Raw genomic sequence first — 23,930 nt, 5'->3', positions numbered from 1 at the left:
TCCTCATTCACGACGCAGTAATCGGTCTGTTCATCAATCAAATTTTCTTTGCCGATAAACGCAATTAAGCCACTACCGGCATTTTCGGCAGTGACGAGGCTACAGGCGAATTAGTTATGCTCTTCTTCGACGAGCGGAAGATTTCGCGAAAGTATGAGGTTTCCGTTGAGGGTAACGTGGTGAAATGGTGGCGCGATGTGCCTGGCTTTTCGCAACGTTATAGCTGGACCATTACCGATAATGGGAATACGGTTTTGGGAAAAGGTGAACTATGTGAGGGCGGTGAAACATGGAAAAAAGATTTAGACCAGACATTTACTCGTGTCAAGTAAAAGAGCGTTTATGTAAGACAGTAATTTTGTTAATATCTGTCTTACACAAACGCTCATATATCGTTGACCTTGGCTTTGGCTAAGCCAGCATATCGGGCTTGCAGGAATGATTTATGGTTCTCCAGAAAGGCCTTCAGCGATTCGGGTTGGATGCCGTAGTCGGCAGCCTCTTGTGGGTCCACTTGATACCCTTCCACATTCTGCCAAGTATAGGTCTCAACTCCCCATTTAAACAAGCCGCTGGCGGCGGCTTCCTCCACGGTTAGACTGGTGGCTTCAAATCGTTTACCGGTCACGGCGGACAGTGCCTCGGCCACCTCGGCCATCGTGAGTTTATCCCCCACTATCGAGAGTTCTTTATGGTTGAATTTCTCCGGCTGGGTAAAGGCTTCGGCAGCAAAGCGGCCAATATCCTGCGCCGTTAACCAGTCCGTTTTGGTGTTCGAGGCAATGGGCGTGTTCAGCTTGCCTTGGGCAATCAGGGGGAACAGGCCTGCATCCCGAGGTGGCAGCAAATTCTCCATCAAAAACGGGGGTTTCAGGATGGTCCAATACGGGAAGCCCGCAGCTTTCACGGCCTCGATAGCAGCGGCTTTTTCCTGCCAATACAAGGGCTCCCAGCGGCCTTTATCCCAATCCACAAAGTGTTTGTGCTCACCGGCCCGCGCCACCGAGGTATGCACGAACTGCTGCACGCCCGCTGCCTTGGCAGCCGCCACTAAATTGGTGGCATGCCGCCTTTCCTCCCCTTTGTTGCCGGGGTGGGTACCCATTTGCACGGAGAAGACCCCGGTCGCCCCTTGTGCCGCCTTGGTCAAGCCTGCTAAGTCATCGAACGTGGTTTCGAACACCTCGATATTTTTGGCAACTAAGGCTTGGGCAGCTTCGCTGTTCTTATTGCGCACAATGGCTCGTATCGCGACATCACCTTTCGAAGGCCTTAATGACGGCCCCTCCCTGGAGGCCGGCGGCACCCGCTACCAGGATGACTGGTTTTGGAATCTGATTCATGTTCATCGGTTAACTTTCTGTAAATTTAGGCCGCAACTGGTTTACAAAAGATGCCAGTTACCTAAAGGATGCCAGATATACAACCGGACAAAGCCGCTGCTGCGCAGCAAATACGCCACCTTCAGGATACCCTATACGTAGTCAACGGGAAGTGGAAGCTCCCCATTCTGGTGGCTGTCCACCAGGGCAACAGCCGCTTCCGCGACATCCAACGGAGCGTGCAAGGTATTACCACCAAAGTCTTGTCCACGGAACTCAAGGCCCTGGAACAGAACAAGCTAGTGGTGCGGCGGGTGTATGACACCTCGCCCCCCACCGTGGAGTACACGACTTCTTCGTATTGCGATACGTTGCAGACCATGATTTTGGAAATGATTGCCTGGGGTAAAAACCACCACGACCGGATCAGGGAGGAGTAAGGGGTTGGCAGCACCTCTACCGGCACGGCGAGTTTGACTTCTGCGATGAAGCCCTGAATGCATCAAGTAGGAGCGTTATATAAGATTTAGCCCTCCTCTCCAACCACCCGTAGTAAAATCTCACCAATATCCGTTCGGAATTTCATTGGACTAACTACATAATAGGCAATAAAAATATTACCTATTATGTTTGTGAGGTAATATTTTTATTACCTTTATAAGCAAAAAATTACCCCATATGAAAACCTCAATGCTGATTACGATTCTGAAAAGAGCTGGATGGCAACAAATTAGACAAGTGGGAGCTGATTTACTTTTCAGTCATCCTGACCATAGTCATCTAATATCTATTCCCGACTTAGGGAAGCAGCCGCTTAAAATTGAGCTACTCAATGACATTTTTAAAGCCGCAGGACTAAAAGCCAGGGTTCGTAAACTCGCTTTCAATCCAAGAAATGTATGGAAAGCTTGGCAACGCCTTTTCAGTAATTTAGGGTTATGAATATTGTAACAAAAAAAGTGACTCTACCTGTCCGAATCGAATGGGGAAGCAAGGAATTTGCCGCTCAACTCAAAGCAGATAACTTTTTATTTACAACCCAAGCGGATTCCATTCCAGCTATTCTGGTGAAGCTAAAAAACTTGCTGGCGGATTATTTGGAGCATGAAGGTAAACAAGCTACGCCTTGGAAAGACCTACTGGTTGACGATTTCGATTTCCAGTGTGAATACAATTTAGCGGCCTTCTTTGAGCTTTATCCAGAGCTGAAAATATCAGCCATCGCGGCAAGAGCTGGAATCAATCCCAATCTTTTGCAACAATATGTGTCAGGCAATAAACGGGCGTCCCAAGCCCAAGCCAATAAAATCCAAACAGCGATTCACGACTTAGCCAATGAGTTACGACAGATATCCGTGTCTCATTGAAGAGACTTTTGGAATTCAATCGTACTCGTCAAACGCCCGAATTATAAATACTCCCTGGTCTCATCTGGGAGCGTTTTAGTAAGAAATAGACAGGTGATAAACTTGACTCCTAGTGGTGCTTATTTTACAACCAACTCGGTTAAACCGGCATGCCCTTTACCATCTCGTAAAAGATATTTCCCAGGCGTTTGGGGATCAGATGTCCAATCGCCATCGACGATATATTTGTATAAATAACGCCCTGGGGGCAACGATAATTGGCAAGTCCAGCCGCCACTAACTTTGGCCAAAGGGGTTCCAAACATGTTCCAGTTATTGAAATCGCTCACCAACGATACCGATTGGGCCTGCTCAAAACCCTTGAGAAAAAACTCGGTATTCCCTACTCGGCTGGGCAAGACGCTGATGTAATCCCGCCGGGGCAGCAGGCTGTCTCGCATGGCCACCTTATAGACCAAATAAGCTACCAGGATAGCATTATCCCTCAGATCAGGGCGGTTCACATACTCGGCTACATCCAAGTTGGTGTGATGAATGGCCGAGAGATAGTTTAAGGGTTCCTGAATAAATTGAAAGGCAGGAATATTGAGCGCATCAAAGAGCTCATGATCGGTTTGATTACTATTTTGCAGGGTAATAGTGGCATTTCCCGCCTGTTTAAAGGGAGCAAAATACTCCTTAAAGATGGGCTTTACTTTTGCATTCCCCTGCGCATAGATGCCCCTGATCTTACCTGTACCATTATCCAGATTAAAATAGGCGGATATGGCTGAATAATCGGGCTTCGCTTGCCCACTCATCAGATCGCCGACCCGCGCATTGATATAGCCCAACGACCCGGCAAACACCTGTTCTTCACCACCCCATAAAGCTAGTTTTAGGGTTCTTCGCGGAGCTAAGCCCGCTGCTTTTAGCAGGCGAATGGCTTCGATCATCACCGCACAACCGGCCGCATTATCCACCGCACCGCTACCACCATGCCAAGAATCTAAATGAGCCCCAATAATGACTTGTTCCCTAGCTAACTTAAGATCAGACCCCTTAATGGCAGCAATGACATTGATATTATACGTGGGATTGTAGTGATAGGTGGCATCAAGATGGAGTTTTAGGCGAGGGGTTATACCCTGTTTGATCAGGCGCACTAGTCGGCCGAAATGTTCATTGGCGATGACAAACGAAGCGATAGGCTTGATATCATGCACGTATCGATAGGAAGGAATATTGCGGTTACCATCAATGTGCAAAATGCCATAGGGATAGTCACTGGGCTCCAGTAAGGCCAGCACGCCTTCTCGTTGGCAGAACTCAAAGAAGGGCTTCATTTGATGCCTTCTTCTTTCCTGGGCAGCGATGACTTGTTGGGTGGAGCGTCGGCTGTGATAGCCAATTAGCAAGTCGTTGGGGTCAGGATTGTCAGCAGCTTGTTGCAGCAATTGCTTACTAAGTAGTTCGGAATAGATTTTTTGAGCGGCCGTAAACGAGCGAAAATCCTGCCCCAGCAAGAGGATCTTGTTTTTAAGTTTCCCTTTTAGGGTTTTTAGGCTGTCGATCTCTTCCAACAAAACAACCGGCCCGGCCACAGTTCCTTTGGTAGCGTTGGTATAAGCTAAGGGGTAAGCGGCTATATGCATAAAGCTAGGGGTGGTCATTTCGACATTAAACGAGTTGATTGTCCAGCCCCGGAACTGTTGATCAAACGATTGGAAATAAGCGGAATCCACACCGAAGGATCCTAATTGGTGTTTTATCCACTCAGCAGACTTAAAATAGTTAAGCGTGCCCAGCAAGCGAGGGCCATTAATGTCGGCTAGTTGGGTAATGGTTGGGGAAATCGAGGAGTGAGTAGAAGCGGCAGCTTTGATTTTCTCCAGGATCAAACTGTCGTTCAAAGCTTGTCCCAACGATGGGGTCATTAGCCCAAGAAGGAGTATGCTACTCAGAGCTGCTTTAAGGGTTCGCATTGACTATGAATGGTTAAAGCCAAAACGTTTCCGAGCTGATGATGGTATAGTGTTCGATCATTTATTTAAGTGATCAGACAGAATTAATTGTACAATGGTTTTGAGCAAACTGGATCGTGTATTTGTGCCCAAACTCAGCCAAGATACTCTTGACCGCCTGCGTCAAGGCCTCATAACTGGCATAAGCGGCTGTGTCCAGCCATTCATACTTTATTTTGCGCCACAAACACTCCGCCTTGTTCAAATGGGGACTGTACGCGGGCAGGAAAAACACATACAAGCCCGCTTGCTGCCAGCGCTCAAAACACGCTCGGAAGCTCTTCGAGCGATGCATGGGCGCATTGTCCAACACCAACACTGTGGGGCCAGTTAAGCTACTTACCCACTCATCCACACAGCCAATCACAAACCTACTGTTAATGCTCACTGGACTGGTAAAACTGACCAACTCGCCAGCTTGATTGAGCCAGGCCAGTACGTTGAATCGGCGGCTGGACTGGCTAGGTCGTTCCAGCGAGTGGCCTGCCACCTGCCAGCCATAAGGCACGACGGGTATCAGACTAAATCCAGACTCATCCCCGTAAAACAACCGCGACGGCGGACCGTTCGATATGGCCTTCAGCAGCCAGCGTTTGCAAATCAATCAAGCTCTCCAGTTTGTCCAGATAATTAGCTGGTCGAAACAACTTTACACCCCGTCGGATACGTTTCCATCGCCAGCCACACTTTTTAAAAAGCGTTGGAGGGTTTTGTGGCTGAACTCGCGGTTCAGTTCTTGGCGCAGAGCTTGTCGGGCCGTTTTAACTGCTGGGCATGGGCGCTGACTTGTTGGTTGATGAGGGGTTCATCAGCTAAGGTGAGAATGGGCTTACGGCCTTGCCCCGGCTGATTATAAAGTCCTCGCAGGCCTTGTTGCTCCCAAGCATCGAGCCAGTTATAGATCGTCAGTCGGGAAACCTGGAAATGGTCTTTGAGCCAGCTTACTGATTGTTGTTGATGACTTAGCAGAATGCACAAACATCGGTTACGGAACTGAAATTGGGACCCATGCTGATGAGCTTCCCGCAGGGTGCGTTCTTCATCAGGAGTCAAGGTGGCGAAGCGGGGGCGCATACCACAAAGCTAACACATTGCATAAATAAATCTGTCTTAGTACTTAGTTTATTGATCTTGTATATGTGGCTCACCCTCGGCTTGGCAGTAGCGGGTCTATTGAAAGGCAACCGCAGGAGAGTAGCTGCACTCTAACCAGTTAAGAATCAGATTTATGGAAATTACTTCGTCTCACATGGGAGCGTTTTTGCGATACAATTGCAAAATGGCGTTAGGGGACGAAATCAATGGCATTCTGTCTAGCTTTTAGCGGCTATTACCCCAAACCGACCCCATCGCCTTAATCACTAATTCGTCCAGTTGACCCAGCTCTTTGGCATCCGCAGGTAGACCCAACAGACAATGGATCTGACCCGAAAAACAGTGATACCATCCAGGTACTCCGGCTTGGCGGAGCCGCTCATAATACGCATGCCCTTCATCCCGAAACGGATCAAATTCGGCCGTTAGAATCAAGGCCGGGGGCAAGCCACTCACCGAAGGACGCTGAATGGGGGCTACCTCGGGGTGATGCTCGTCTATGCCAGGCGCGTACGTTTGCATCGCATACTTGCTAAACGCTTTGGTTAAAAAATAACCTGACCCATACTGCTGATAAGACGGATACTGACCACTATGTTGCGGATGGTCAGTCGAGGGGCAATGTAAGACCTGTAATTTAATCTTGTGAGCCTGACCCTCTTGTTGGGCCTTCTGGCATACCACGGCCGCCAGATTGCCCCCCGCACTTAAACCCAGCACCATAATTCGGCTCGTGTCACCACCAAGCGTTTAGCCGTGGTTGGGAACCCATTGGAAAGCCCGGTAGGCATCCTCAACCGCTGCCGGAAACCGATGTTCGGGGGCTACCCGGTAATCCACCGCAATCACCAGGGCCTTATAAGCTTTAGCCTGTCGCCAGCAATCATATTGCATAAAGGGCAGTAAGGGCGTGACAAACCCACCGGGATGATAATAGATCAGAATGGGTAAACCCGATAAATGAGCCGGATTGTAGATTTGAATAGGGATACTATCGGCCGTAATCGTCAAGGCCTGCACATCCGATCGAGGGAACAGGCGTACGGGAATGTTTACATCCCGAATTTGTTCCACAGAGGCCGTCGGGGAGGAAGGCAACTCCTTCAGTACGGTTTTTAGCGCGAGAGCTACGCGGGCATCGAGTTTACCCGTTTGGCAAGGTTGATTTTGGGCTAGCACGTAGCTAGCCGCCAAGACCAGAACAAGGAAAAGAAGTGATTTCATCAGGAGTAAATTTTTTACCCCAAACTTGACACGCTCTGGGCTTGGGTTAGTGGTAAAAAAGCGACTTTCTCACCGGTGAGTGAAGAATCCTGGAGGCCAAGCTGCCGCTCGGGGGCTTGGGTGGCGTCTTCCAGCAAATAGGCCTTGGGTGTCCTACCAGCCAGTTCCACAAAATCTTTGGCCAGATGCTGATAATCATAATACCCGCAGTACAGAGCGACACTGAGCCAGTCCAGGGTTGGCTGGTTGTACTTCATCCCAAAGGCCTTGGTTAACCGGGCTACTCGGGTAAAGAACTTGGGGCTGACGCCCATGCGCTCTTTAAACCGACGTTCGAACTGACGGACACTAAAACAACTCGAGGCGGCCAGCTGCAGCATAGAGGAGTCCTCGGGGTATTCGATTAAGCGGTTGGCCACCAGCTCAATGGGGTGCGTATCGTTTTTCATGGACTTAAACAGGTGCAGTAAATAGGCATCGATTACAGCGATCATCTCCGTTGGCTGCTGGACACTGCTTAAGCGTTGATTGACTCGTCGGATTTCAGGGGGAAAGATGGCTTCAGCATCAATAAAGGTGTTGGTCAACTCATGGAAGGGAATACCGACAAATCGGTGCAATACCCCCGGGTGTAAATTGACCAGGATCGTACAGAACTCCTCGCCCTGCAAATGGCGATTGATACGTCCTATCTGTTGCCCTATTAAAGCCGAAGGGGGGCGGTTGATGAATTGGCCGGAGTCCACATATTCAACCTGTTCGTAGCCTCTGGGGAAAAAAGCCAGGGTTTGTTCGGGCCGAGGGGCATAGGGTTTATAAGTTGGTCCTGTCTTGTCGGTGAAGGTAAAGTACCGCAGTTGATAGTCTTTGATAAAAGGCCGCAAGGAGAGGCTGGGCAAAAAACCTTGACAGATCATACGCGAATAGTGGTGCTGAATAGGGTTAAAAAGGCTGCCTGCGTCCATATGGTTAAAGATAAGGTTTCCTAGTTCAAAACGCCTAACGTCATGTCCGTTTATACACCCCATTTAGGAACTAGATACATGAAAACAACTTCGTCTCAATTGGGAGGGATTTATGAGAATACAAAATTTGTGGGTGCGCCCGGTTGTTAACCCTAGCCAAATGAAGTCTTGACCAGCACACTCAGCTAAAACACCTCTAGCCCTCTACTACCAACTCGTGGAAAGTAGACGGCTAGCAGCAGAACTGCAAAAAAAGTAAATCGTACGCATCCTTTCACCTATGGCTGGATGAATACCAGCTTACTATTGGGATCAAAGTTGAGCCGACCCGTGGCCGAATAGATCACCCGCAAGGCTTGGACTTGGTAGTTGGCTGGTAAACTGACGGCATGGTTGAGTCGAACCACATCCGTGCTGAGGGGCACCCGGTTGCAGTACCACACCGTCGGGTCGCTCCAACTGCCCGCCTTTAGGCTGACCAGCGGGCCGCAACTCACCTTCCGAATGCGGTGGTTTCTCGTATCAGCAATGAAGAAGTCGTTGCCAGCCACTGCTACGCCAGTGGGATTAAAGAGAAGAGCCGATGTGGCCGGGCCTCCATCCCCACTTTAGCCAATACTGTCAGTACTAGCTACCGTGGTGATTATCCCAGCTGGACTTACTTTGCGGATGCGACGGTCACTTTCATCGCAGATGAAGAGGTTACCGCTACCATCTACCGCCACATCCCTGGGCCTAACCTCAGCGCTTGTCGCTGGTCCCCCATCTGCTGCACCCCCAGCTACAAGCCCACCCCCAGCCACTGTGGTGATCACTCCAGCTGGACTTACTTTGCAGATGCGATGGTTATTCACATCAGCGATGAAGAGGTTACCGCTTCTATCCACTGCCACGGCCCAGGGATATCTGAGATTAGCCGCAGTGGCCGCTCCCCCATCCCCACTCTAGCCAGCCGTGCCGCTACCGACCACCGTGGTGATAATAAGTTGCGCCAATCCGGTCGATGAAGCCAGGAGGACCACAAATCCTATGGAGAGGAGTTGGAGCCCTACCGAACGTAAACTACATAGAAAGGGATACATTCGTAAAGAGAGTAGAAGTTAACTATTAAATTTTAGCTATACACTGAGTTGCCCGCTTTGCCCCTGGGGTTAGCCCTGAGTAGACATGAGGCCCGATCAAGAGTGCAAGATTACTGTAATGGGGGCTAAAGCAGGTGGAGAATTGTTCACCCCTTGGCATAAAGGTGAAATTTTTGGGTAGAATTAGCCGTTTTCTGAAAAAAGCGGCTGAACTACTTAGCACCTCAACCGCCTCGGCATAGGCAACTTTGGCAATGTTTAGCGGGAATTCCTGCTAGTTCAGCGACTCTTTTAACGCCCCAATTATAAAGCAGATATATGAATGCTGCTTCGTCTCAAGTAGGAGGGATTTGTGAGATTACCCTTGTTACTTTCCAGACAAATGTTACTTAGCTTTTTGTCCAGTAATAGTGGACTTGCGGCCTTTTTTAGACAGTTGTTTCTTAGTGTAGTGTCCAGTAAGAGATTGCAAGTCCAGTCATACAATCAACGTAAGCTTAGCTGCGCTAGAAATTGAGTTTTCTGACACCCTATTTTCATTCTGGTCCCGTTTTGCCGTGCCGACCAATAAGTCAATCTCTTAGCTGAGATTGTGTTCAGCATAGTTTGAGCGAGCAACTCTATCGGTTGCTATGCCAGCGTGAGTTCAATCTTAAAGCCGTTTTCATTGGTAACACGCAATATACCACCGATACGTGTAGCCCGCATCTGCATGTTGGGCAGGCCAAGTCCATCGGTGCTGGCTACCTTTTTAGACGTACCATTGTCGTGAATGAGCAGATACAGATTCCGATTGGATTCACGGAAGACAATCCTTACGTGCGTAGCATCGGAATGTTTATCGATGTTCGTGATGGCTTCTTTGAAAATCAGGTAGATATTCTGGCGCTTTTGGGGGTCGATAAATTTCCGGGCGTCATCGATGGCGATGTCGAATTCGTGGATGATGCGCTTCCGATTTAGGTTTCGTTCGGCAAAGGCCCGCATCCGGTCGATCAGGTTTTCGTATTTGTCTTTACGCGAATCGATGGCCCAGACTGTGTCGCGCATCCGCTCCATAGCATCGTGGCTCATGGCACTGATTTCGCCCAGTGGCTCTTTCTGTTCCTCCAACGCCGTTAACGCCATCAACTGCGATTGCATGGCCAGTCCCGATAAAATAGAGCCCACGTCATCATGAAGGTCGCTGGATATTTTGATACGGATAGCCTCCTGCGCTTTGATTTTTTCGATGCCTTCCCGCACTCGATATTGAATCCAGGCATAAATGCTGGCAGCTGCCAGCAGGCCATACAGCAGATAGGCCCACCAGGTTACCCACCAGGGCGGACGTATCGAAAACGAGTAATTCAGTATGTTGCCCCACCGGCCATCACCGTTCCGTGCCCTTATTTTAAACACGTAGTTTCCAGGCCTTAAATTACCATAAACCGCTTCGGAACGGCTCGACGACGCACTCCAGTTGTCTTCCAATCCTTCTAATTGGTACTGGTAACGTACCGTTTTGGGCGTATGGATATTGATGCCGACGAAATCGAACGTAATGAAATTGTTGTTGTAGGGCAGACTCAGTTGTTGGGGAATAGCGTACCAATCGGATAGGGTTTTGAAGCCAAAACTACCTACCCGTATCCCATTTTGTAGCAGGAAAGTAGTATCCGTTCGCCAGCTCGTTTGTTCGTTGAACAGTTTAAGGTCGGTCAATTGAACAGTGGGCAGGGACGTATCCGGGCGAATCAGAGACGGATCGAAAACCGTCAGATTTTTTAACGTACCGATCCAGATTTTGCCCGTTCTGTCTTCACATATTGAATTGGTCAAGCAGCCGATTCCCAGAAGTCCATCTTCTTGGGTGAAGCTGACCACCAATTTGCCGGATTGGGTTTCATTGGGCGAAAACTTACTGATGCCGTAATAATTGCCCAACCAGATAGTCCCGTTTCGGTCTTCCAGAATCGAGCGCACATCGTTGCTGCTGAGCCCTTCCCGTTCCGTATACTGGGTAAACTGAGCGGGTTTTCCAGCCAGTCCTTCCTCGTATTTGTTGATGCCACCGCCAATGGTTCCGAACCAGACAGCCCCCCGCGCATCAACCCAGATTGGGCGGATTTTCTCGTTACTAAGCCCCGCTCGTTTATCGAAATGAGTGAATACGCCTTTCTGACCCTCGATTGCCGGTTCGTACTTGGTAAGCCCTTCTCCCCAGGAGCCAAACCAGAAATCACCCCGCTTATCCTGCGCAATTGACCAGAAATCCCGGCTATTCAATCCTTGAGCCCGGGTAAAATTGGTAAAGGTTTTCCCATCAAATTTACTGACGCCCCCCAGGGTTTTGCTTAGATGAGCGAACCAGATATATCCATCGCGGTCTTCAAGGATGGATACGACAAAGTTGGACAGTAACCCCTGTTGCTCGGTATAATGCGTAAATGTCCCCCCATTTCCATCAGGCGAAGGGCTGAATTTTGTTACACCCCCATCGCGGGTTCCCATCCAGATATGCCCGTTTACGTCTTCATGAAGAGCGTACACTACGTTGTCGCTGAGGCCTTCCTTCACCGTGTAATGCGTAATGGCTCCAGGGCGGTCACGCTGCGGACGTTGGTATTTAATGACGCCACCACCATACGTTCCTAGCCAGATGTCCCCTTTTTTATCTTCGATAATTGCCAGGATAAGCTTGTCTGGAATACCGTCTTTTTCGGTGAGCAACGTAAAGGCGTTAAAACTGTATTTAGACAGCCCTCGTTCAGTGCCAACCCAGATCGTTTCATTGGCATCGTCAAATAAAGACAGGATGCCATGATGAGGCAAACCATCGGCTTCGGTAAGATAGGTAAACCTGCTTGAGCGGCCGGTATCGACTGATTCACAGATAGCGATACCGTTTTCGGTGCCGATCAGCACCCGACTTCGTTTATCGATCAAGAGTGAATTGACTGTATTGTCAGGTAGTCCATTCTGCGAATTGAAATGGCGGAAAAAGGGCTTCTGTTTATCGCTAGCCGGGGTGTAGTGCCCAACTCCTTCGTCGGTGCCAACCCACAGACTACCATCGTGATCTTCCGCAATAGCCAGCACATTGTCACCTGGCAGGCCCTCTTTTTTGGTATAATTTTTAAAGGTATACGTTTCCCCATGGGTCGTATAATCGATGGTCAGACTCGACAGGCCGTGTTGATACGTACCCGTCCAGATTGTTCCGTGGCTATCTTCAAAGATGCGGTTGGCCAAGTTAAATGGTAGCCCTTCGTTGACGGTGAAATGCGTGAGTACGTTCTGTCGAATATCCAGGCGAGTTATGCCTCCATACGTAGCAAACCAGATGTTGCCCCGTTTATCTTCAATGATTTCGTTCACGATATTGGCTGGAAGTCCATCATTTACCGTATAGTTCGTAAAGTACTTTCCGTCAAATCTGGAGGCCCCTAACTGGGTACCGAACCATAAATTACCGTGCGAATCTTTCAAAATGCTCAATACGGTATTATTGGATAAGCCTTCCCGTTCGGTGTAATAGGCAAACGTTTTACCATCGTACCGGGCTACGCCACCGAACCCCGTTGCGATCCAGAGATTGCCCAATTTATCCTGCACCACTTCGGAGATATTGAGATTTTTCAGCCCATGTTCTAAACCAAACGTGGTGATGTTTTTGGGGTTATGGTCTTTCGACGCCGGGGCTTTGGACAGGATTTTTTCAGGAATGCCGGCTAGTATGATGTGTTTACGCGCAGTTACCCGTTTCGGTAAAGAGTAGCCGTGTTGCCCCGCTACGCAAATCGTTGGATTACCGACGGGTATTTGAGGGGGGAGCGCCGATGAATACCCTTCTGCTTTTAGGATAACAACCTTGGGCTTTCCGGCTTTCACCAACTTTGGCGAACGAATGGGAATTTGAATGGGTAGCTGAATGCTGTCTTTGGGAACGACCCGGCCCTTGGCTTCCACTACGGTAGGAACCTGAAGCGGCACATGGGCAGGTTGCCGGTGCGGTCTACAGGAAGACAGCCCGTACAGAACGACCCAGAACGTAACGAAAGGAAGCGCTTTCAAGCAACAAAACGGCTAGGGTGTGGAAAAGAAGCTAAAATAGCGTTTTGTCAAAGATAATCAATACGTTGACTCAACCAATCTGTCCTTTCATGTACTTGGTAATGGCCTCGGTCTTGTTGTTCACCTGGAGCACTTTGTACAATTTCTTCACGTGTGAACGTACCGTTTCGACTGACACAAACAGCTGTTCGGAAATAGTCGCGTAACTTTTCCCATCGACCAGCATTTCCAGAATTTCCTTTTGTCGATCGGTCAGAATGGTGGCCTTGCTGATACGTCCCCCCATGAGGTGATTCACGATTTCGCGGGCTATCGAAGGCGACATGTAGGAACCACCCTGCACCACGATACGTAGCGCATCGACAATTTCGGGCAGACTGGCTTTCTTGGAAATGTAGGAACAGGCACCTGAACACAAGGCTTTCAATATGACGTCCTCTTCCTCATACGTCGTCAGGATCACTACGTCGACATCGGGCATTTGGTCGAAAATAAGGGGGAGTGCATTCAGCCCCGACAGACCCGGCAGACCAAGGTCCAGCAGTAGAATGTCCACGTTCAATTGGGGGTTGACCTGGCAACTATAAAAGAATGACTCGGCCGAACCGTGAACGCTTACTACGTCGAACTCTTCATGAAAGCCGATAAACCGGGAGACACTGTCCCGGATAATTTTATTGTCTTCGATGAGGCCGATTCGGGTCTTTTTCATGAGCCAGGTGTTTGCACAAAGGTAGGGCGTGAGCCTACAGTACGCAATCACCCGGCCGGGTGATTTTACAACTCCGGAGCGTGGCTGAAAAATCAGTTGGCAGGGCGTATCATTCGCGCTTTCTGCGAAAAAAACCCTGTTTTCCCAGGCTGAAACGCGGTCAAAATAAGGGTAAATAACTACAGATGCAATCACCCGGCCGGGTGATTTTTGCCTGGGAATTGCCCCTAAAAATCACCCGGTCGGGTGATTGCGTAGCGTTGAAAAACCAGACAACTTTGATCACATATTCATCTCATAATCAATTCAGCAACCAATTTAAATACCCATAAACTTATTAATCAATGCCATGAAAAAGGGATACATTTTTTTTGCCATTCTGGTGAGCCCTCCCCTGCTGGCTCAGACTAACTACGTGCAAAACAACGCCAACGCGGTTAATCCAGGCACATTTAATATTTTGATTGGCGACGCTGCCGGCAATCCCGGCCTGACGGGTAATGCCAACACTGTTGTCGGGCCCAATGCCGGCAATCAACTTACCACTGGCTCCCGGAACGTATTGGTTGGTCAGAATTCCGGATTCCTTGTCTCCTCAGGAACCGGGAACGTATTGGTCGGTTATTACGCGGGTCAAGCCATTACCACGGCGAGCTACAATGTGTTTATGGGCAATGAGGCCGGATACAACAACTCATCGGGCGCGGGTAATACGTTCCTGGGTACATCGGCGGGTCGGGCCAATACGTCAGCAAGTCAGAACAGCTTTATTGGTCAGGGGGCGGGGCTGGTGAACACGACAGGAGGCAGCAATACTTTTCTGGGTTTTGAGGCCGGCAAAGCGAATACTACGGGCGCTGAGAATATTTTCATAGGAGCCAATTCGGGATTTAAAACCACCACTGGCCAAAAAAATGTCTTTATGGGAGGAGGCTCTGGGTATAATAATACGACTGGTTCGAGTAGTACCTATGTAGGTTATCTGGCAGGATTCGGTAACACCAGTGGTAGCGAGAATACATTTATAGGCTCTGGAACGGGTTTTGCCAATAACACTGGCAGCTATAATACGTTTGTAGGAACTTCATCTGGTATTGCCAACCAGTTTGGTAACAATAATACGTTTCTTGGTCATGCCTCAGGCTATAACAATACTGGCTCTGGCAATACGTTCCTGGGTATGTCAGCCGGTATTGCTAACCAGGGAGGGAATCAAAATTCTTTTTTAGGGGCTTCGTCAGGTTTCAGTAATACCACGGGGGGTAATAATGTATTTCTGGGCTATGAGGCTGGCAGAACCAATACGACAGGAGGTTCGAATACGTTTGTAGGAGTTGTGGCGGGGCGAGCCAATACCAATGGCTCTTTTAATACGTTCCTGGGTGTTAGTGCTGGCGTAAATAATACGTCAGGGGCAAATAATACGTTTTTAGGCAATACGGCCGGTAGCAACAATACGACGGGTCAAGGGAATACCTTTATAGGCAATAGGGCGGGCCTCAGCAATACGACGGCGAACGATAACACCTTTTTAGGCAATGGGTCGGGCGAAAACATTACGACCGGCGGGGCAAATACCTTTTTTGGACAGGCTACCGGTAACAATACTACGACCGGCGAGAGGAATGCCCTTATTGGCTACCAGGCGGGCATCAGCAACACGACCGGCGATGGGAATGCCTTTTTAGGATTTCAAGCGGGCCTCAACAATACCACCGGTAGCGATAACACCATGCTGGGTTATAGTGCCAGACCCACCAGCGGTACGCTGCAAAACGCCGTCGCCATTGGAGCCAACGCCACTGTGGCCCGCAGCAATGCCATCGTGCTGGGTGATCCTACCAACTCCAGTATGGCGGTGGGTATTGGCACCAACAACCCCCAGTTCCCGCTGGATGTGCGGGGAATCATCCGCCTGCAAAACAGCGGCACCATTAAATTCACCCATCTGCTTAATCCCAATCTACATAACGGCACCACCGATCAGTTCTTAACGGTGAACGAAGTAGGGGAGACCGTACTAGCCAAGCAGCGGCTGAGGATTGACAACGTGAATCAGTGGAGTGACAAGGTGTTTGAAAAAGGATATGCGCTTAAGCCACTGCCTGAGGTAGAAACGCATATCCGCCAGCATGGCCACTTACCCAATGTGCCCTCGGCGGAAGAGGTAGTCAAGGAAGGCGTTGACCCGGCCAAAATGGACGCCAAGCTACTGGAAAAAATTGAGGAATTGACCCTGTACAGCATTCAGCAGGACAAGAAGGTAGAAAAGCAACAAAGACGAATCGAGCAACTGGAAAGAATCAGTCAAGTCAATCAGCGGCAACAAAAAGCAATCGATGAACTCAAGGCGCTGGTTAAACAACTCATGGAGAAGAAGTAATCGACTGGACTTGCAGCATTTTTTAGACAGCTGTTTCTTAGTGTATTATCTAGTAAAAGATTGCAAGTCCACCGTCCAAAAAATGCCCCATTCATAGAGCAGAAACATGAATGTTCCTTCTTCTCACTTAGGAGCGTTTTCATGAAACAGGAAGAAGTAAGTGTACAATACCACTCAAATAGGCGTTTTTTGACCCTACAACACCCCTAAAAATCACCCGGCCGGGTGATTGTGTAGCGTTCGAAGGATGAGTACGTATACCAGGTCAAACTGGCCTGGCTTTCTCATGAGCCATAAAATCCTTTTTCTCCATTCAAACCCCAAAAACACGTATTAGTCATGAAAGTACTGTACAGCCTTCTGCTCACCATGCTGCTGAGCTTCCCCCTACCGGCGCAAGATAACTACATTGCCACCTCACCGATATCGACCACACCGGGCGCTCGGAATGTCATCACAGGTGTACAGGCCGGTAACACCACCATGACGGGTACCGATAACACCTTTGTGGGCTATCAGGCCGGCCAATCAAATACGACGGGCCAAGGTAACATCTTTGTCGGAATTGGGACGGGAAAGAGTAACAAACAGGGGAACTACAACACCTTTTTAGGCATTAATGCGGGCCAGAAAAACATAAGTGGAACCAATAACTCCTTTATTGGCTCAGGGGCGGGTTTGAACAATACGACGGGGAGCACTAATGCCTTTATCGGTAATAATGCAGGGTATAGCAATACGGGTGGATACAATAATGCCTTTATAGGTACTGAGGCGGGGTATAGCAATACGGGTGGATACAATAATGCCTTTATAGGTACTAAGTCGGGGTTTAGCAATACAGGTGGATACAATAATGCCTTTATAGGTTATGTGGCGGGGTATAGCAATACGACGGGCAGAAATAATGCCTTTATCGGGTATCAGGCTGGTACTTACAACACGGAGGGGATCTTTAATGCCTTTGTGGGTAATCAGGCGGGTTTGAACAATACCACCGGCAACGCCAACACCTTTGTGGGCAACGATGCCGGCCAGAAAAACACCACAGGCAGCGATAATACCTTTGTGGGCTCAGGGGCAGGCCTCAATAACACTATCGGCCAGAAAAACACGTATTTTGGCAATGATGCGGGTAACAACAGCAAGGGCGACAACAATGCCTTTTTCGGCATCAAGGCAGGCTTCGACAACACCACCGGCAGCAACAACACCATGCTGGGCTTCAACACCCAACCCACCAGCGGTACCCTCCAAAACGCGGTCGCCATCGGGGCCAACGCCACGGTGGCCCGCAGCAACGCCATCGTCCTGGGCGACCCCGCCAACACCAGCGTGGCCGTAGGCATCGGCACCAACAACCCCCAGTTCCCCCTCGACGTGCGGGGTGTCATTCGCCTGCAAAATAGCGGCACCATCAAGTTCACCCACCTGCTCAATCCTACTCTACGGAACGGGATGACCGACCAGTTTCTGACCGTTAACGAAGAGGGCGAAACGGTGCTGGCCCGCCACCAGCTCCGTATTGACAACGTAAATCAGTGGAGCGATAAGGTGTTTGCAAAGGGCTATGTGCTTAAATCACTAGCCGAGATCGAAACCCATATCCAGCGGCATGGTCATTTACCCAATGTCCCCTCGGCTGTGCAAGTGGTAAAAGACGGCATTGATCCGGCCAAAATGGATGCTACGTTACTGGAGAAGATCGAAGAGTTGACTTTGTACTGTATCCAGCAGGATAAGAAAATCGAACAGCAACAGCAACGCATCGATCAGCAACAGCAACGCATCGATCAGTTAGAAAAAACGAATCAAGTCAATCAGCAACAACAGAAAGAAATAGACGAATTCAAGGCGCTGGTTAAACAGCTACTGAAGAAGAAGTTGGGCCAAGATCGTTCGAAATCAGACCCTTTATGATAGAGGTTACTATCAGCCAGTTTAACCGACTATTTACTGACAAGTATTCCTCTGATAACGTGTGAAAGGCACGACTTCACCGGCACTTTAATAGGCCCAATTCATATTAGTTAATTGTCTCTTTAATCGCCCATTTAAAGCGACGGCTAACACTAGCCTATAAAAAGGTATCACCAAAAATGCCCTGTCATTTAGGCTAATGCCGCCGTTGGTAAACGTGGATCAATCGGGTAAGGTTGAATCGAGAGGACGTGGCACTCGCTACGCTGAGCATGTAAGGGGTCTAACAATACATTGCGGGAAGGCGACAGGGGAACTACAGCTGAAGGTAAAGCCAAACATAAACTCTTGTGGCGTTCGAACTGCTGGTCGGCAAAAAGCGGCAAGCCTACAGGGGTGGCATAGGGATCATCCCAGCCAAGGGGCAGTTCTTCCACGCTTACAAAGATGATTGAGTGGTCGGGTACGACAATTTCACATAGGATCAGCGGAGGCAGGTCCGCTAAAGGCGTGCCGTCCAGATGCACCATGTACTCTAGAAAACATAGTTCGGGGGTAGTGGCCGTGTAGACCATAGGCCGTCCTTTAGCATTCCAGCGCCCACTCCGTAGTTTAGCCCCTATGCCCTCTAGAATGCTGTCACGATGCGCGTCGGTTTGGATACGATACAAAGTGATGGCCATTAGCTGAAGACTCCATAGTCAATCCGCCCTAAGATGTCTTCGATCAACTGGACACCGGTGGGGCTATCCAGCAGATCTAAGGGAGACCGATCCCCTAACAGCCGTAAGGGTCGACACAGCCAGCGGTTAAACTTGCCTTGGTCTTGGAAAACGGTTGCTCCATAGCCAGCCAATCGACCCAATAGCAGAAGCTTTTCGGAGGTGGAGGCATCAAGTCGCCCAACCTTAGCCTGTCGGTGGAAGGTAGCCACTGACTGATTAAGTAACCTAGCCATCTCCTTATCCGTGACTCCCAGTAACCTGGCAATGTGTCCGGCCTCAGTGCCCATTAGTCCTTGGCGAGAGCGGTCAATGAGTTGAAGAGCCGTCAGAGGCTGAGGAAAGGGGTTTTGTTCGCTAATGTAAGCAGAAGCTTGCGTTGCCATATTGCACCACCAAAGAGGGCTTATAGTCTCATTTGATAGTGTCGTAACTATCTTTTGATGCTTCCGGTTCAACAATGACAAAAAGTGTGAAGGGAGTTGGGTAAAAAGACGTCTCATTTTGGGGAGCATTTCTTGAGATTAACGAAAGTTGATGGCGATTTGCCATGAATTGCATGTACATGGCATGCCCAATTTACTAAGCTGCCAGGGTCAACTTGATTATGCAATGCTGTCTAAAATTCCCAATCCCCCATGAGACTGATTTAACATTGAGTTGGGCCGAATTAAAGAGAGAAGGTAGGTTTTTAACTTATATTATGTGTTTTACACGCCCCCTCAAATGACTCCATCAATGAATTGAGAGCCCAGCTTGTTAACGGTAGAAGCGCAAATGGTTGACCAGACTCGTTCGACGGGGTTCAGAAGCTAAGCAGGAAGTCGAACTATTTACCATCCCGTTTTTGTACTTCCTCAAAATCGCCAATCACCCATTTGGGTTTGTTCGTGCCAAATGGATCGAGAATGAACCGTCCCGTTTTGGTGTTCAGAATAATCGTTTGATGCTCGCTGGCAACCACCTGAAATCGGCGGGTATCCACTACCGCCGGTTCGGGCTGCGCATGACGGTTGGGCTTGAAGTTAATGAATGTCAGTAGAATGCCTAAAGTAAAGGCGCCTAGCGAGAACGAGCGGAGGTCAATAGCAATGTTGATGGATTTCATACTCTATGAGCGTTGAGATTTTATAAAAAAAGTGGCTTACAAGCCTTAATATACCAATTATCGCAAGCAATTTATCGTCTCAAGTGGGAACGCTTATTGAGACTTTTACTAACTGTCAACTTCAGTTAGTAACATACTCTGTGTAAGTAGTGACCAACAATACTCAGTAAGAAAATTCCCCAGCCCGAGTTGTGACTCTCAGAATAGAAAACTAGTCCTTTTTGGGGCAGACCACTTTCCGTTCGCCAAGTGTAAACGATAAATCCGTTACTACTCCGGAGGAATTCCGATTAAAGACAACCTCGAGTTGCTCATGTCCATCGTTCAATAGAAAATAGTCCTTCTTTTGGGCATATAACTCCTGTTTGCGAGTAGTGGTGGATTTAAGGCGATTGCCTTCACGGCTTACCTTTATCCATTCCCCTGGCCGTAATAGATACTCCCCTACATACTCCTTTAACAGCTTGGGGCTAAGCTGAATTCTAGTGCGGGCAGGCCATTGGTAAGCCTGCTGATACAGGATCGCCAGAATTTTGCAGGTGATGATATGCAAATCCACATCTTCTATGTTGTTGAGCATAACGATACAGATATCATCGGCTGGAACCCTAGCCAACTCGGACTTAAAGCCCCAGATATCCCCACTGTGCCCAACCACTCTTACCCTGGCCACCGAATCAATGATCCAACCATAGCCATAGTTGTTCTTTACGGGAGTGTACGCTCGGTTAAGTAACGATAAGCTCAGTAGTTTGCCCGTCTGTAAGCCCTGATGCCATTGGTAGAGATCACCGGTTGTGGAATAGATGGCTCCGGCGGCTCGGGGAGCGCTATAATCAATTAGCGTGGCTGCTTGAGCCGTATCGCTTTCGGGGAACTCCCAATAGCCCGTTGCTTTATCTGGACTGGTCAGGCCAATAAAATCAAACCCACTATGGTCCAATTGAAGCGGAGAAAATAGGTAGGTTCGCACAGCATCATAGTAACTCTGGCCGCATACCTGTTCAATAATGTAACCCAGCAAGATGTAGCCCGCATTACTATACTTCCAGTCTGTTCCAGGGCTAAAATCAAACGCTCGGTCTTTCAGGGCAGCCAAAAATTTAGCTTCTTCGGAACCTGAATACGTTTTGGTCTTCGTGTTAGCGCCATTATCCGAAAGGCCGGATGTATGGGATAATAATTGGTCAATAGTAATGCTATCACCTTTGGGGAAGTCGGCATAAAACTGGCTGACTTTATTGGTTAAGGCTAGACGGTTTGATTCGGCTAACTTTAAGATCAGGGTAGCCGTGAAGGCCTTGGTGAGGGAGGCAATCTGGTAAATCGTTTGTGGATCATTGCGCGTTTTCTGGTTGATGTCTTTGTAACCGTAGCCCTTGTTGAGTAGAATTTTACCCTGAGCGGCCACCAGAATGCTGCCGTTAAATTTACCTAATGCAGCATAAGTGTCGACTAGCTTTTTTATTTGTTTGTTAACGGGCTGAGCGTTGGCGCAATAAGCCCAACTCAATATCAGGAGAAAAAATACACGCTTGCAAATCATGAGCGATGATAGATGGCTAAACTAGAGTAGTCTGCCAAAGCTCGATGCGCTGAGCGAAATTCTCTAAAAAAGCGATATGCCATTTTCCCGTCAATTTTATGACAAGGCTCATTTACAGAACAGTAGGCAATTTGTCGAGAAATGACGGTTGATTCGGCAGTTGGAGCGCAATGCGAAAGATAAAGAATAGGTTTCCAGACTACCTATATACACGGGGATAAATAAGGGAATGGGCATCCCTACTAGAAAAGATAACCCGGCCAACAATAAGGGGATGACGAGCATCATCAACAGGGTAGTGAGGGTCCAAATTATTTGAAAGTTAATAATCTGCTGCCCTTGCTGTCTGAGGAGTTGATCGTGTCGGTAGCGCCAGAGCAGGATGGCCGGTAGGACAATATTGGCCAGGGGCAGGATGATACCGGCCAAGGCACTCCAGTTAAGTCGGAGCAGGTTGGCCAAGCTGGCGGGGTTGGAGATTGTATTGAGAGATGATTGGGGAGCCATCAAGTCCTCTGGGTTTAGCTGAAAAGCCCTCGCCAAGGTGCGTAGTGAATAGGCGCTACCCACCGATTCACTTTTTTCCAGTCGCTGGATGGTGCGTAAGGATAGCCCTGATAAATTTGCGAGTTCTTCCTGAGAGAGGTTTCGTTGCCGGCGAAAGGTTTTGAGCCGGTAGCCCATCACCTCGATTGGCTTAGCGGGATTACCCATTGAGGAGGCACTAGTTTGCATTGGCTTACGGATGGATGAATGACTAAAGCCCTAGATCTGGGCTCAAATGTAGCTTATCTGTTCCTAAACTAGAGTAACTGATAAGATTTCGCTTGCTAGTTTCCCTTTTCCCTTGTTGAATTGCTGCAAGTTTACAGTCTTTTTAAACACCCAATTTTCTGAGACAGCCTCTATACTTATCAATTATTGGACTTTTATTATATTCAATATTTTCAAACTGCCTTCTCGCTAAGCAGCCAATCCCGATTGAGTGACCTATTCAGGTTTTCCCCCGCCCCTTACCAACTCGGCTAGCCGAAAACCGGAGGAGAAAAATCTGAATAGGAAGTACAAACAGCCGGGTTCAGACCTGTTTAATTACACCATGATTAGCTCCGAGGAGGATTCCCCTTAACCCAATAGTGGCCGCTAGCGGAGAGGAGAAAGTACAACAGACCAGCCAACAGCTTAAGCCAGTGAAGGTTACCCAATTGGACGAATGCCGCTAAAGTATGAGCCAGTTGAAGCCAACCTAAAATGAAGAGCATTCCGATGAGTAGTTTACTTCCCATATTCTGTTAGGTTTATAAACCTACTGCAAGATAATAGATGAGTAATATCAGTAACAGGATATTCACCGACGGATAGAAAAGAGACTTCCTGATAAAATAGACTAGGCCGACTACCCCATATAAAACCAGTATACCATTGGTATTGTGTCGGTTATGCAACCCTGTATGCAGAGGGTCGAGAAAGTAAAGCAGAAAGAAAATAATCGTTAACACCGAGCAGATCGGGAGCATATACTTCGCCATACGGATAAAGGAGTTTCTTGTTTATTCAACATTGCTATTGCCGAAGCATTGTAAAGATAGCTTTGGCAAAGTCAGCTCGTAAATTCTTGTCGATCAACGTATCGTACAAATCCGACAGGACAATGAGTTGATTTCGGGCGGTGTCAAGCTGAATTACAAAATTTAAATTGTAGGTAAGACGATCACCCCGACCAATCCTGGTCACTAACTCATGCCCCGTCTCATAGGGCCGCAAATAGTTTACCGTGGTAATGACCAGGTAATTGTCGGGGTCTACCCACTGCTTGTAATAAATAAAAAAACCGCCGACTTGCCCAGGCAAGCTGCTTAAGCGAGTCATCAACTCGTTGATTTCCATTTCAGCTTTAAAGCTCATCCTATCTACAGGTCTGTACAGCGTCAGAGCGAATTCTTCACCCAGAACCGGATTTTGTTGGAGTTGCTTGCTAAAGTGGAGTATAGCTTTTTTTAACGCCCTGTTTAGAAAAACGGGGTATAGCATGAAGGCGAGACTAGTTACGACAGACAGTGTCCAGACAATAATAAACTCGGTGTAATGCATTGGGGGAGAGATTCATGGCCTAAAAGCTATAGTTACGATCTACCTAATGCCCGATTTATAGTCACGCTTAGTCTCAATTGGGAGGGTATTGTGAGAAATAATTGATGGGAGAAAGATTCAATTACTTCCCATATGACTCGACCACCTCAATAACCCCTACAATGTTGTTATTGAACTCTTCTAACTCTTCAGATGGTACCCACAATTCGTTATGAATTAGGCCACCTACATTTTCAATAGTATACTTCTTTGGTCGTCCATAAAAAGTAATGATCACAACCAAAGGCCGCAGTCGGGTCGTAGTTTTGGGTCGCCAAACTCAGTTCTACGTGCT

General features: G+C 48.4%; 20 protein-coding genes and 3 pseudogenes. 6 read left to right on the top strand and 17 right to left on the bottom strand.

The genetic code is table 11. The features are described 5' to 3' along the window. Positions 1-116: 116 nt before the first annotated feature. The gene (locus IC229_RS34170; protein ID WP_190893392.1) at positions 117-332 is read left to right on the top strand and encodes a hypothetical protein; all 216 of its coding nucleotides are present in this window, start codon (positions 117-119) and stop codon (positions 330-332) included. A 53-nt stretch (positions 333-385) separates the two neighbouring features. Here the strand turns inward: IC229_RS34170 and IC229_RS34165 are convergent, their stop codons facing one another. Then, positions 386-1,306, bottom strand: a complete 921-nt coding sequence (locus IC229_RS34165) for an NmrA family NAD(P)-binding protein (protein WP_317171697.1) — start codon at positions 1,304-1,306, stop codon at positions 386-388. Between the two features lie 105 nt (positions 1,307-1,411). Between IC229_RS34165 and IC229_RS34160 the strand changes: the two genes are divergently transcribed. From IC229_RS34160 to IC229_RS34150, 3 genes are all read left to right on the top strand, one after another. Then, positions 1,412-1,762 (top strand): winged helix-turn-helix transcriptional regulator, encoded by a 351-nt coding sequence (locus tag IC229_RS34160; protein ID WP_190893388.1) that lies wholly within the window; start codon positions 1,412-1,414, stop codon positions 1,760-1,762. A 238-nt stretch (positions 1,763-2,000) separates the two neighbouring features. Then, complete coding sequence (locus IC229_RS34155) at positions 2,001-2,264, top strand: type II toxin-antitoxin system HicA family toxin (protein ID WP_190893386.1); 264 nt, start codon at positions 2,001-2,003, stop codon at positions 2,262-2,264. Next, the gene (locus IC229_RS34150) at positions 2,261-2,689 is read left to right on the top strand and encodes a hypothetical protein (protein ID WP_190893384.1); all 429 of its coding nucleotides are present in this window, start codon (positions 2,261-2,263) and stop codon (positions 2,687-2,689) included. The genes IC229_RS34155 and IC229_RS34150 overlap by 4 nt, the downstream gene beginning before the upstream one ends. Before the next feature lie 119 nt (positions 2,690-2,808). On the opposite strand, the gene IC229_RS34145 is transcribed toward IC229_RS34150, so the two are convergent. The 10 genes and pseudogenes from IC229_RS34145 to IC229_RS34095 form a co-directional block, all read right to left on the bottom strand. Further along, entirely contained in the window at positions 2,809-4,653 is a 1,845-nt protein-coding gene (locus IC229_RS34145; protein ID WP_190893382.1) for a M20/M25/M40 family metallo-hydrolase, read from the bottom strand. Between the two features lie 73 nt (positions 4,654-4,726). Further along, on the bottom strand, positions 4,727-5,296 hold the full coding sequence (locus tag IC229_RS34140; RefSeq protein WP_190893380.1) for an IS630 family transposase: 570 nt from the start codon (positions 5,294-5,296) through the stop codon (positions 4,727-4,729). Between the two features lie 125 nt (positions 5,297-5,421). After that, a complete protein-coding gene (locus tag IC229_RS34135) occupies positions 5,422-5,745 on the bottom strand; it encodes a helix-turn-helix domain-containing protein (protein WP_190893379.1) in 324 nt (107 codons plus the stop codon). Between the two features lie 267 nt (positions 5,746-6,012). Continuing rightward, positions 6,013-7,011: pseudogene (locus IC229_RS35590) on the bottom strand (alpha/beta hydrolase). A 14-nt stretch (positions 7,012-7,025) separates the two neighbouring features. Beyond that, positions 7,026-7,976 carry a helix-turn-helix domain-containing protein gene (locus IC229_RS34120; protein WP_190893373.1) on the bottom strand — a complete coding sequence of 317 codons (951 nt, stop codon included), beginning with the start codon at positions 7,974-7,976 and terminating at the stop codon, positions 7,026-7,028. A 278-nt stretch (positions 7,977-8,254) separates the two neighbouring features. Next, positions 8,255-8,536: pseudogene (locus tag IC229_RS34115) on the bottom strand (hypothetical protein); the annotation flags it as partial. A gap of 48 nt (positions 8,537-8,584) precedes the next feature. Continuing rightward, a pseudogene (locus IC229_RS34110) lies at positions 8,585-8,905 on the bottom strand (hypothetical protein); the annotation flags it as partial. A 15-nt stretch (positions 8,906-8,920) separates the two neighbouring features. Then, a complete protein-coding gene (locus tag IC229_RS34105; RefSeq protein WP_190893367.1) occupies positions 8,921-9,058 on the bottom strand; it encodes a hypothetical protein in 138 nt (45 codons plus the stop codon). A gap of 630 nt (positions 9,059-9,688) precedes the next feature. Continuing rightward, complete coding sequence (locus IC229_RS34100) at positions 9,689-13,114, bottom strand: ligand-binding sensor domain-containing protein (protein ID WP_190893365.1); 3,426 nt, start codon at positions 13,112-13,114, stop codon at positions 9,689-9,691. 70 nt (positions 13,115-13,184) lie between these two features. Further along, on the bottom strand, positions 13,185-13,826 hold the full coding sequence (locus IC229_RS34095; protein WP_190893363.1) for a response regulator: 642 nt from the start codon (positions 13,824-13,826) through the stop codon (positions 13,185-13,187). A 349-nt stretch (positions 13,827-14,175) separates the two neighbouring features. Between IC229_RS34095 and IC229_RS34090 the strand changes: the two genes are divergently transcribed. Together IC229_RS34090 and IC229_RS34085 are read left to right on the top strand one after the other, a co-directional pair. Next, on the top strand, positions 14,176-16,209 hold the full coding sequence (locus tag IC229_RS34090) for a hypothetical protein (RefSeq protein ID WP_190893361.1): 2,034 nt from the start codon (positions 14,176-14,178) through the stop codon (positions 16,207-16,209). A gap of 339 nt (positions 16,210-16,548) precedes the next feature. Next, on the top strand, positions 16,549-18,129 hold the full coding sequence (locus IC229_RS34085) for a hypothetical protein (RefSeq protein WP_190893359.1): 1,581 nt from the start codon (positions 16,549-16,551) through the stop codon (positions 18,127-18,129). Between the two features lie 191 nt (positions 18,130-18,320). On the opposite strand, the gene IC229_RS34080 is transcribed toward IC229_RS34085, so the two are convergent. From IC229_RS34080 to IC229_RS34055, 6 genes are all read right to left on the bottom strand, one after another. After that, entirely contained in the window at positions 18,321-18,812 is a 492-nt protein-coding gene (locus IC229_RS34080) for an RES family NAD+ phosphorylase (protein WP_190893357.1), read from the bottom strand. Continuing rightward, positions 18,812-19,237, bottom strand: a complete 426-nt coding sequence (gene parS, locus IC229_RS34075; protein ID WP_190893355.1) for a type II RES/Xre toxin-antitoxin system antitoxin — start codon at positions 19,235-19,237, stop codon at positions 18,812-18,814. The genes IC229_RS34080 and parS overlap by 1 nt, the downstream gene beginning before the upstream one ends. 443 nt (positions 19,238-19,680) lie before the next feature. Beyond that, positions 19,681-19,959, bottom strand: a complete 279-nt coding sequence (locus tag IC229_RS34070; RefSeq protein ID WP_190893353.1) for a hypothetical protein — start codon at positions 19,957-19,959, stop codon at positions 19,681-19,683. Positions 19,960-20,170: 211 nt separating this feature from the next. Then, positions 20,171-21,505: a serine hydrolase gene (locus tag IC229_RS34065; protein ID WP_190893351.1), complete on the bottom strand. Its 1,335-nt coding sequence runs from the start codon at positions 21,503-21,505 to the stop codon at positions 20,171-20,173. Positions 21,506-21,613: 108 nt separating this feature from the next. After that, positions 21,614-22,240, bottom strand: a complete 627-nt coding sequence (locus IC229_RS34060) for a helix-turn-helix domain-containing protein (RefSeq protein ID WP_190893349.1) — start codon at positions 22,238-22,240, stop codon at positions 21,614-21,616. An 828-nt stretch (positions 22,241-23,068) separates the two neighbouring features. Then, positions 23,069-23,596: a hypothetical protein gene (locus IC229_RS34055; RefSeq protein ID WP_190893347.1), complete on the bottom strand. Its 528-nt coding sequence runs from the start codon at positions 23,594-23,596 to the stop codon at positions 23,069-23,071. Positions 23,597-23,930: the final 334 nt, after the last annotated feature.

Source organism: Spirosoma profusum (assembly GCF_014699005.1).
In the GTDB taxonomy this organism is placed as follows: domain Bacteria; phylum Bacteroidota; class Bacteroidia; order Cytophagales; family Spirosomataceae; genus Spirosoma; species Spirosoma profusum.
The sequence above is the reverse complement of the archived record's forward strand: the minus strand, read 5'-3'. Positions and strand labels throughout refer to the sequence as shown.

What these genes read in the sequence shown, in the direction of transcription:
- IC229_RS34170 (WP_190893392.1), top strand. Translation starts at nt 117, where the DNA reads ATGCTCTTCTTCGACGAGCGGAAGATTTCGCGAAAGTATGAGGTTTCC.
- IC229_RS34160 (WP_190893388.1), top strand. Translation starts at nt 1,412, where the DNA reads ATGCCAGATATACAACCGGACAAAGCCGCTGCTGCGCAGCAAATACGC.
- IC229_RS34155 (WP_190893386.1), top strand. Translation starts at nt 2,001, where the DNA reads ATGAAAACCTCAATGCTGATTACGATTCTGAAAAGAGCTGGATGGCAA.
- IC229_RS34150 (WP_190893384.1), top strand. Translation starts at nt 2,261, where the DNA reads ATGAATATTGTAACAAAAAAAGTGACTCTACCTGTCCGAATCGAATGG.
- IC229_RS34145 (WP_190893382.1), bottom strand. Translation starts at nt 4,653, where the DNA reads ATGCGAACCCTTAAAGCAGCTCTGAGTAGCATACTCCTTCTTGGGCTA.
- IC229_RS34120 (WP_190893373.1), bottom strand. Translation starts at nt 7,976, where the DNA reads ATGGACGCAGGCAGCCTTTTTAACCCTATTCAGCACCACTATTCGCGT.
- IC229_RS34105 (WP_190893367.1), bottom strand. Translation starts at nt 9,058, where the DNA reads ATGTATCCCTTTCTATGTAGTTTACGTTCGGTAGGGCTCCAACTCCTC.
- IC229_RS34095 (WP_190893363.1), bottom strand. Translation starts at nt 13,826, where the DNA reads ATGAAAAAGACCCGAATCGGCCTCATCGAAGACAATAAAATTATCCGG.
- IC229_RS34090 (WP_190893361.1), top strand. Translation starts at nt 14,176, where the DNA reads ATGAAAAAGGGATACATTTTTTTTGCCATTCTGGTGAGCCCTCCCCTG.
- IC229_RS34085 (WP_190893359.1), top strand. Translation starts at nt 16,549, where the DNA reads ATGAAAGTACTGTACAGCCTTCTGCTCACCATGCTGCTGAGCTTCCCC.
- IC229_RS34080 (WP_190893357.1), bottom strand. Translation starts at nt 18,812, where the DNA reads ATGGCCATCACTTTGTATCGTATCCAAACCGACGCGCATCGTGACAGC.
- parS (WP_190893355.1), bottom strand. Translation starts at nt 19,237, where the DNA reads ATGGCAACGCAAGCTTCTGCTTACATTAGCGAACAAAACCCCTTTCCT.
- IC229_RS34070 (WP_190893353.1), bottom strand. Translation starts at nt 19,959, where the DNA reads ATGAAATCCATCAACATTGCTATTGACCTCCGCTCGTTCTCGCTAGGC.
- IC229_RS34065 (WP_190893351.1), bottom strand. Translation starts at nt 21,505, where the DNA reads ATGATTTGCAAGCGTGTATTTTTTCTCCTGATATTGAGTTGGGCTTAT.
- IC229_RS34060 (WP_190893349.1), bottom strand. Translation starts at nt 22,240, where the DNA reads ATGCAAACTAGTGCCTCCTCAATGGGTAATCCCGCTAAGCCAATCGAG.
- IC229_RS34055 (WP_190893347.1), bottom strand. Translation starts at nt 23,596, where the DNA reads ATGCATTACACCGAGTTTATTATTGTCTGGACACTGTCTGTCGTAACT.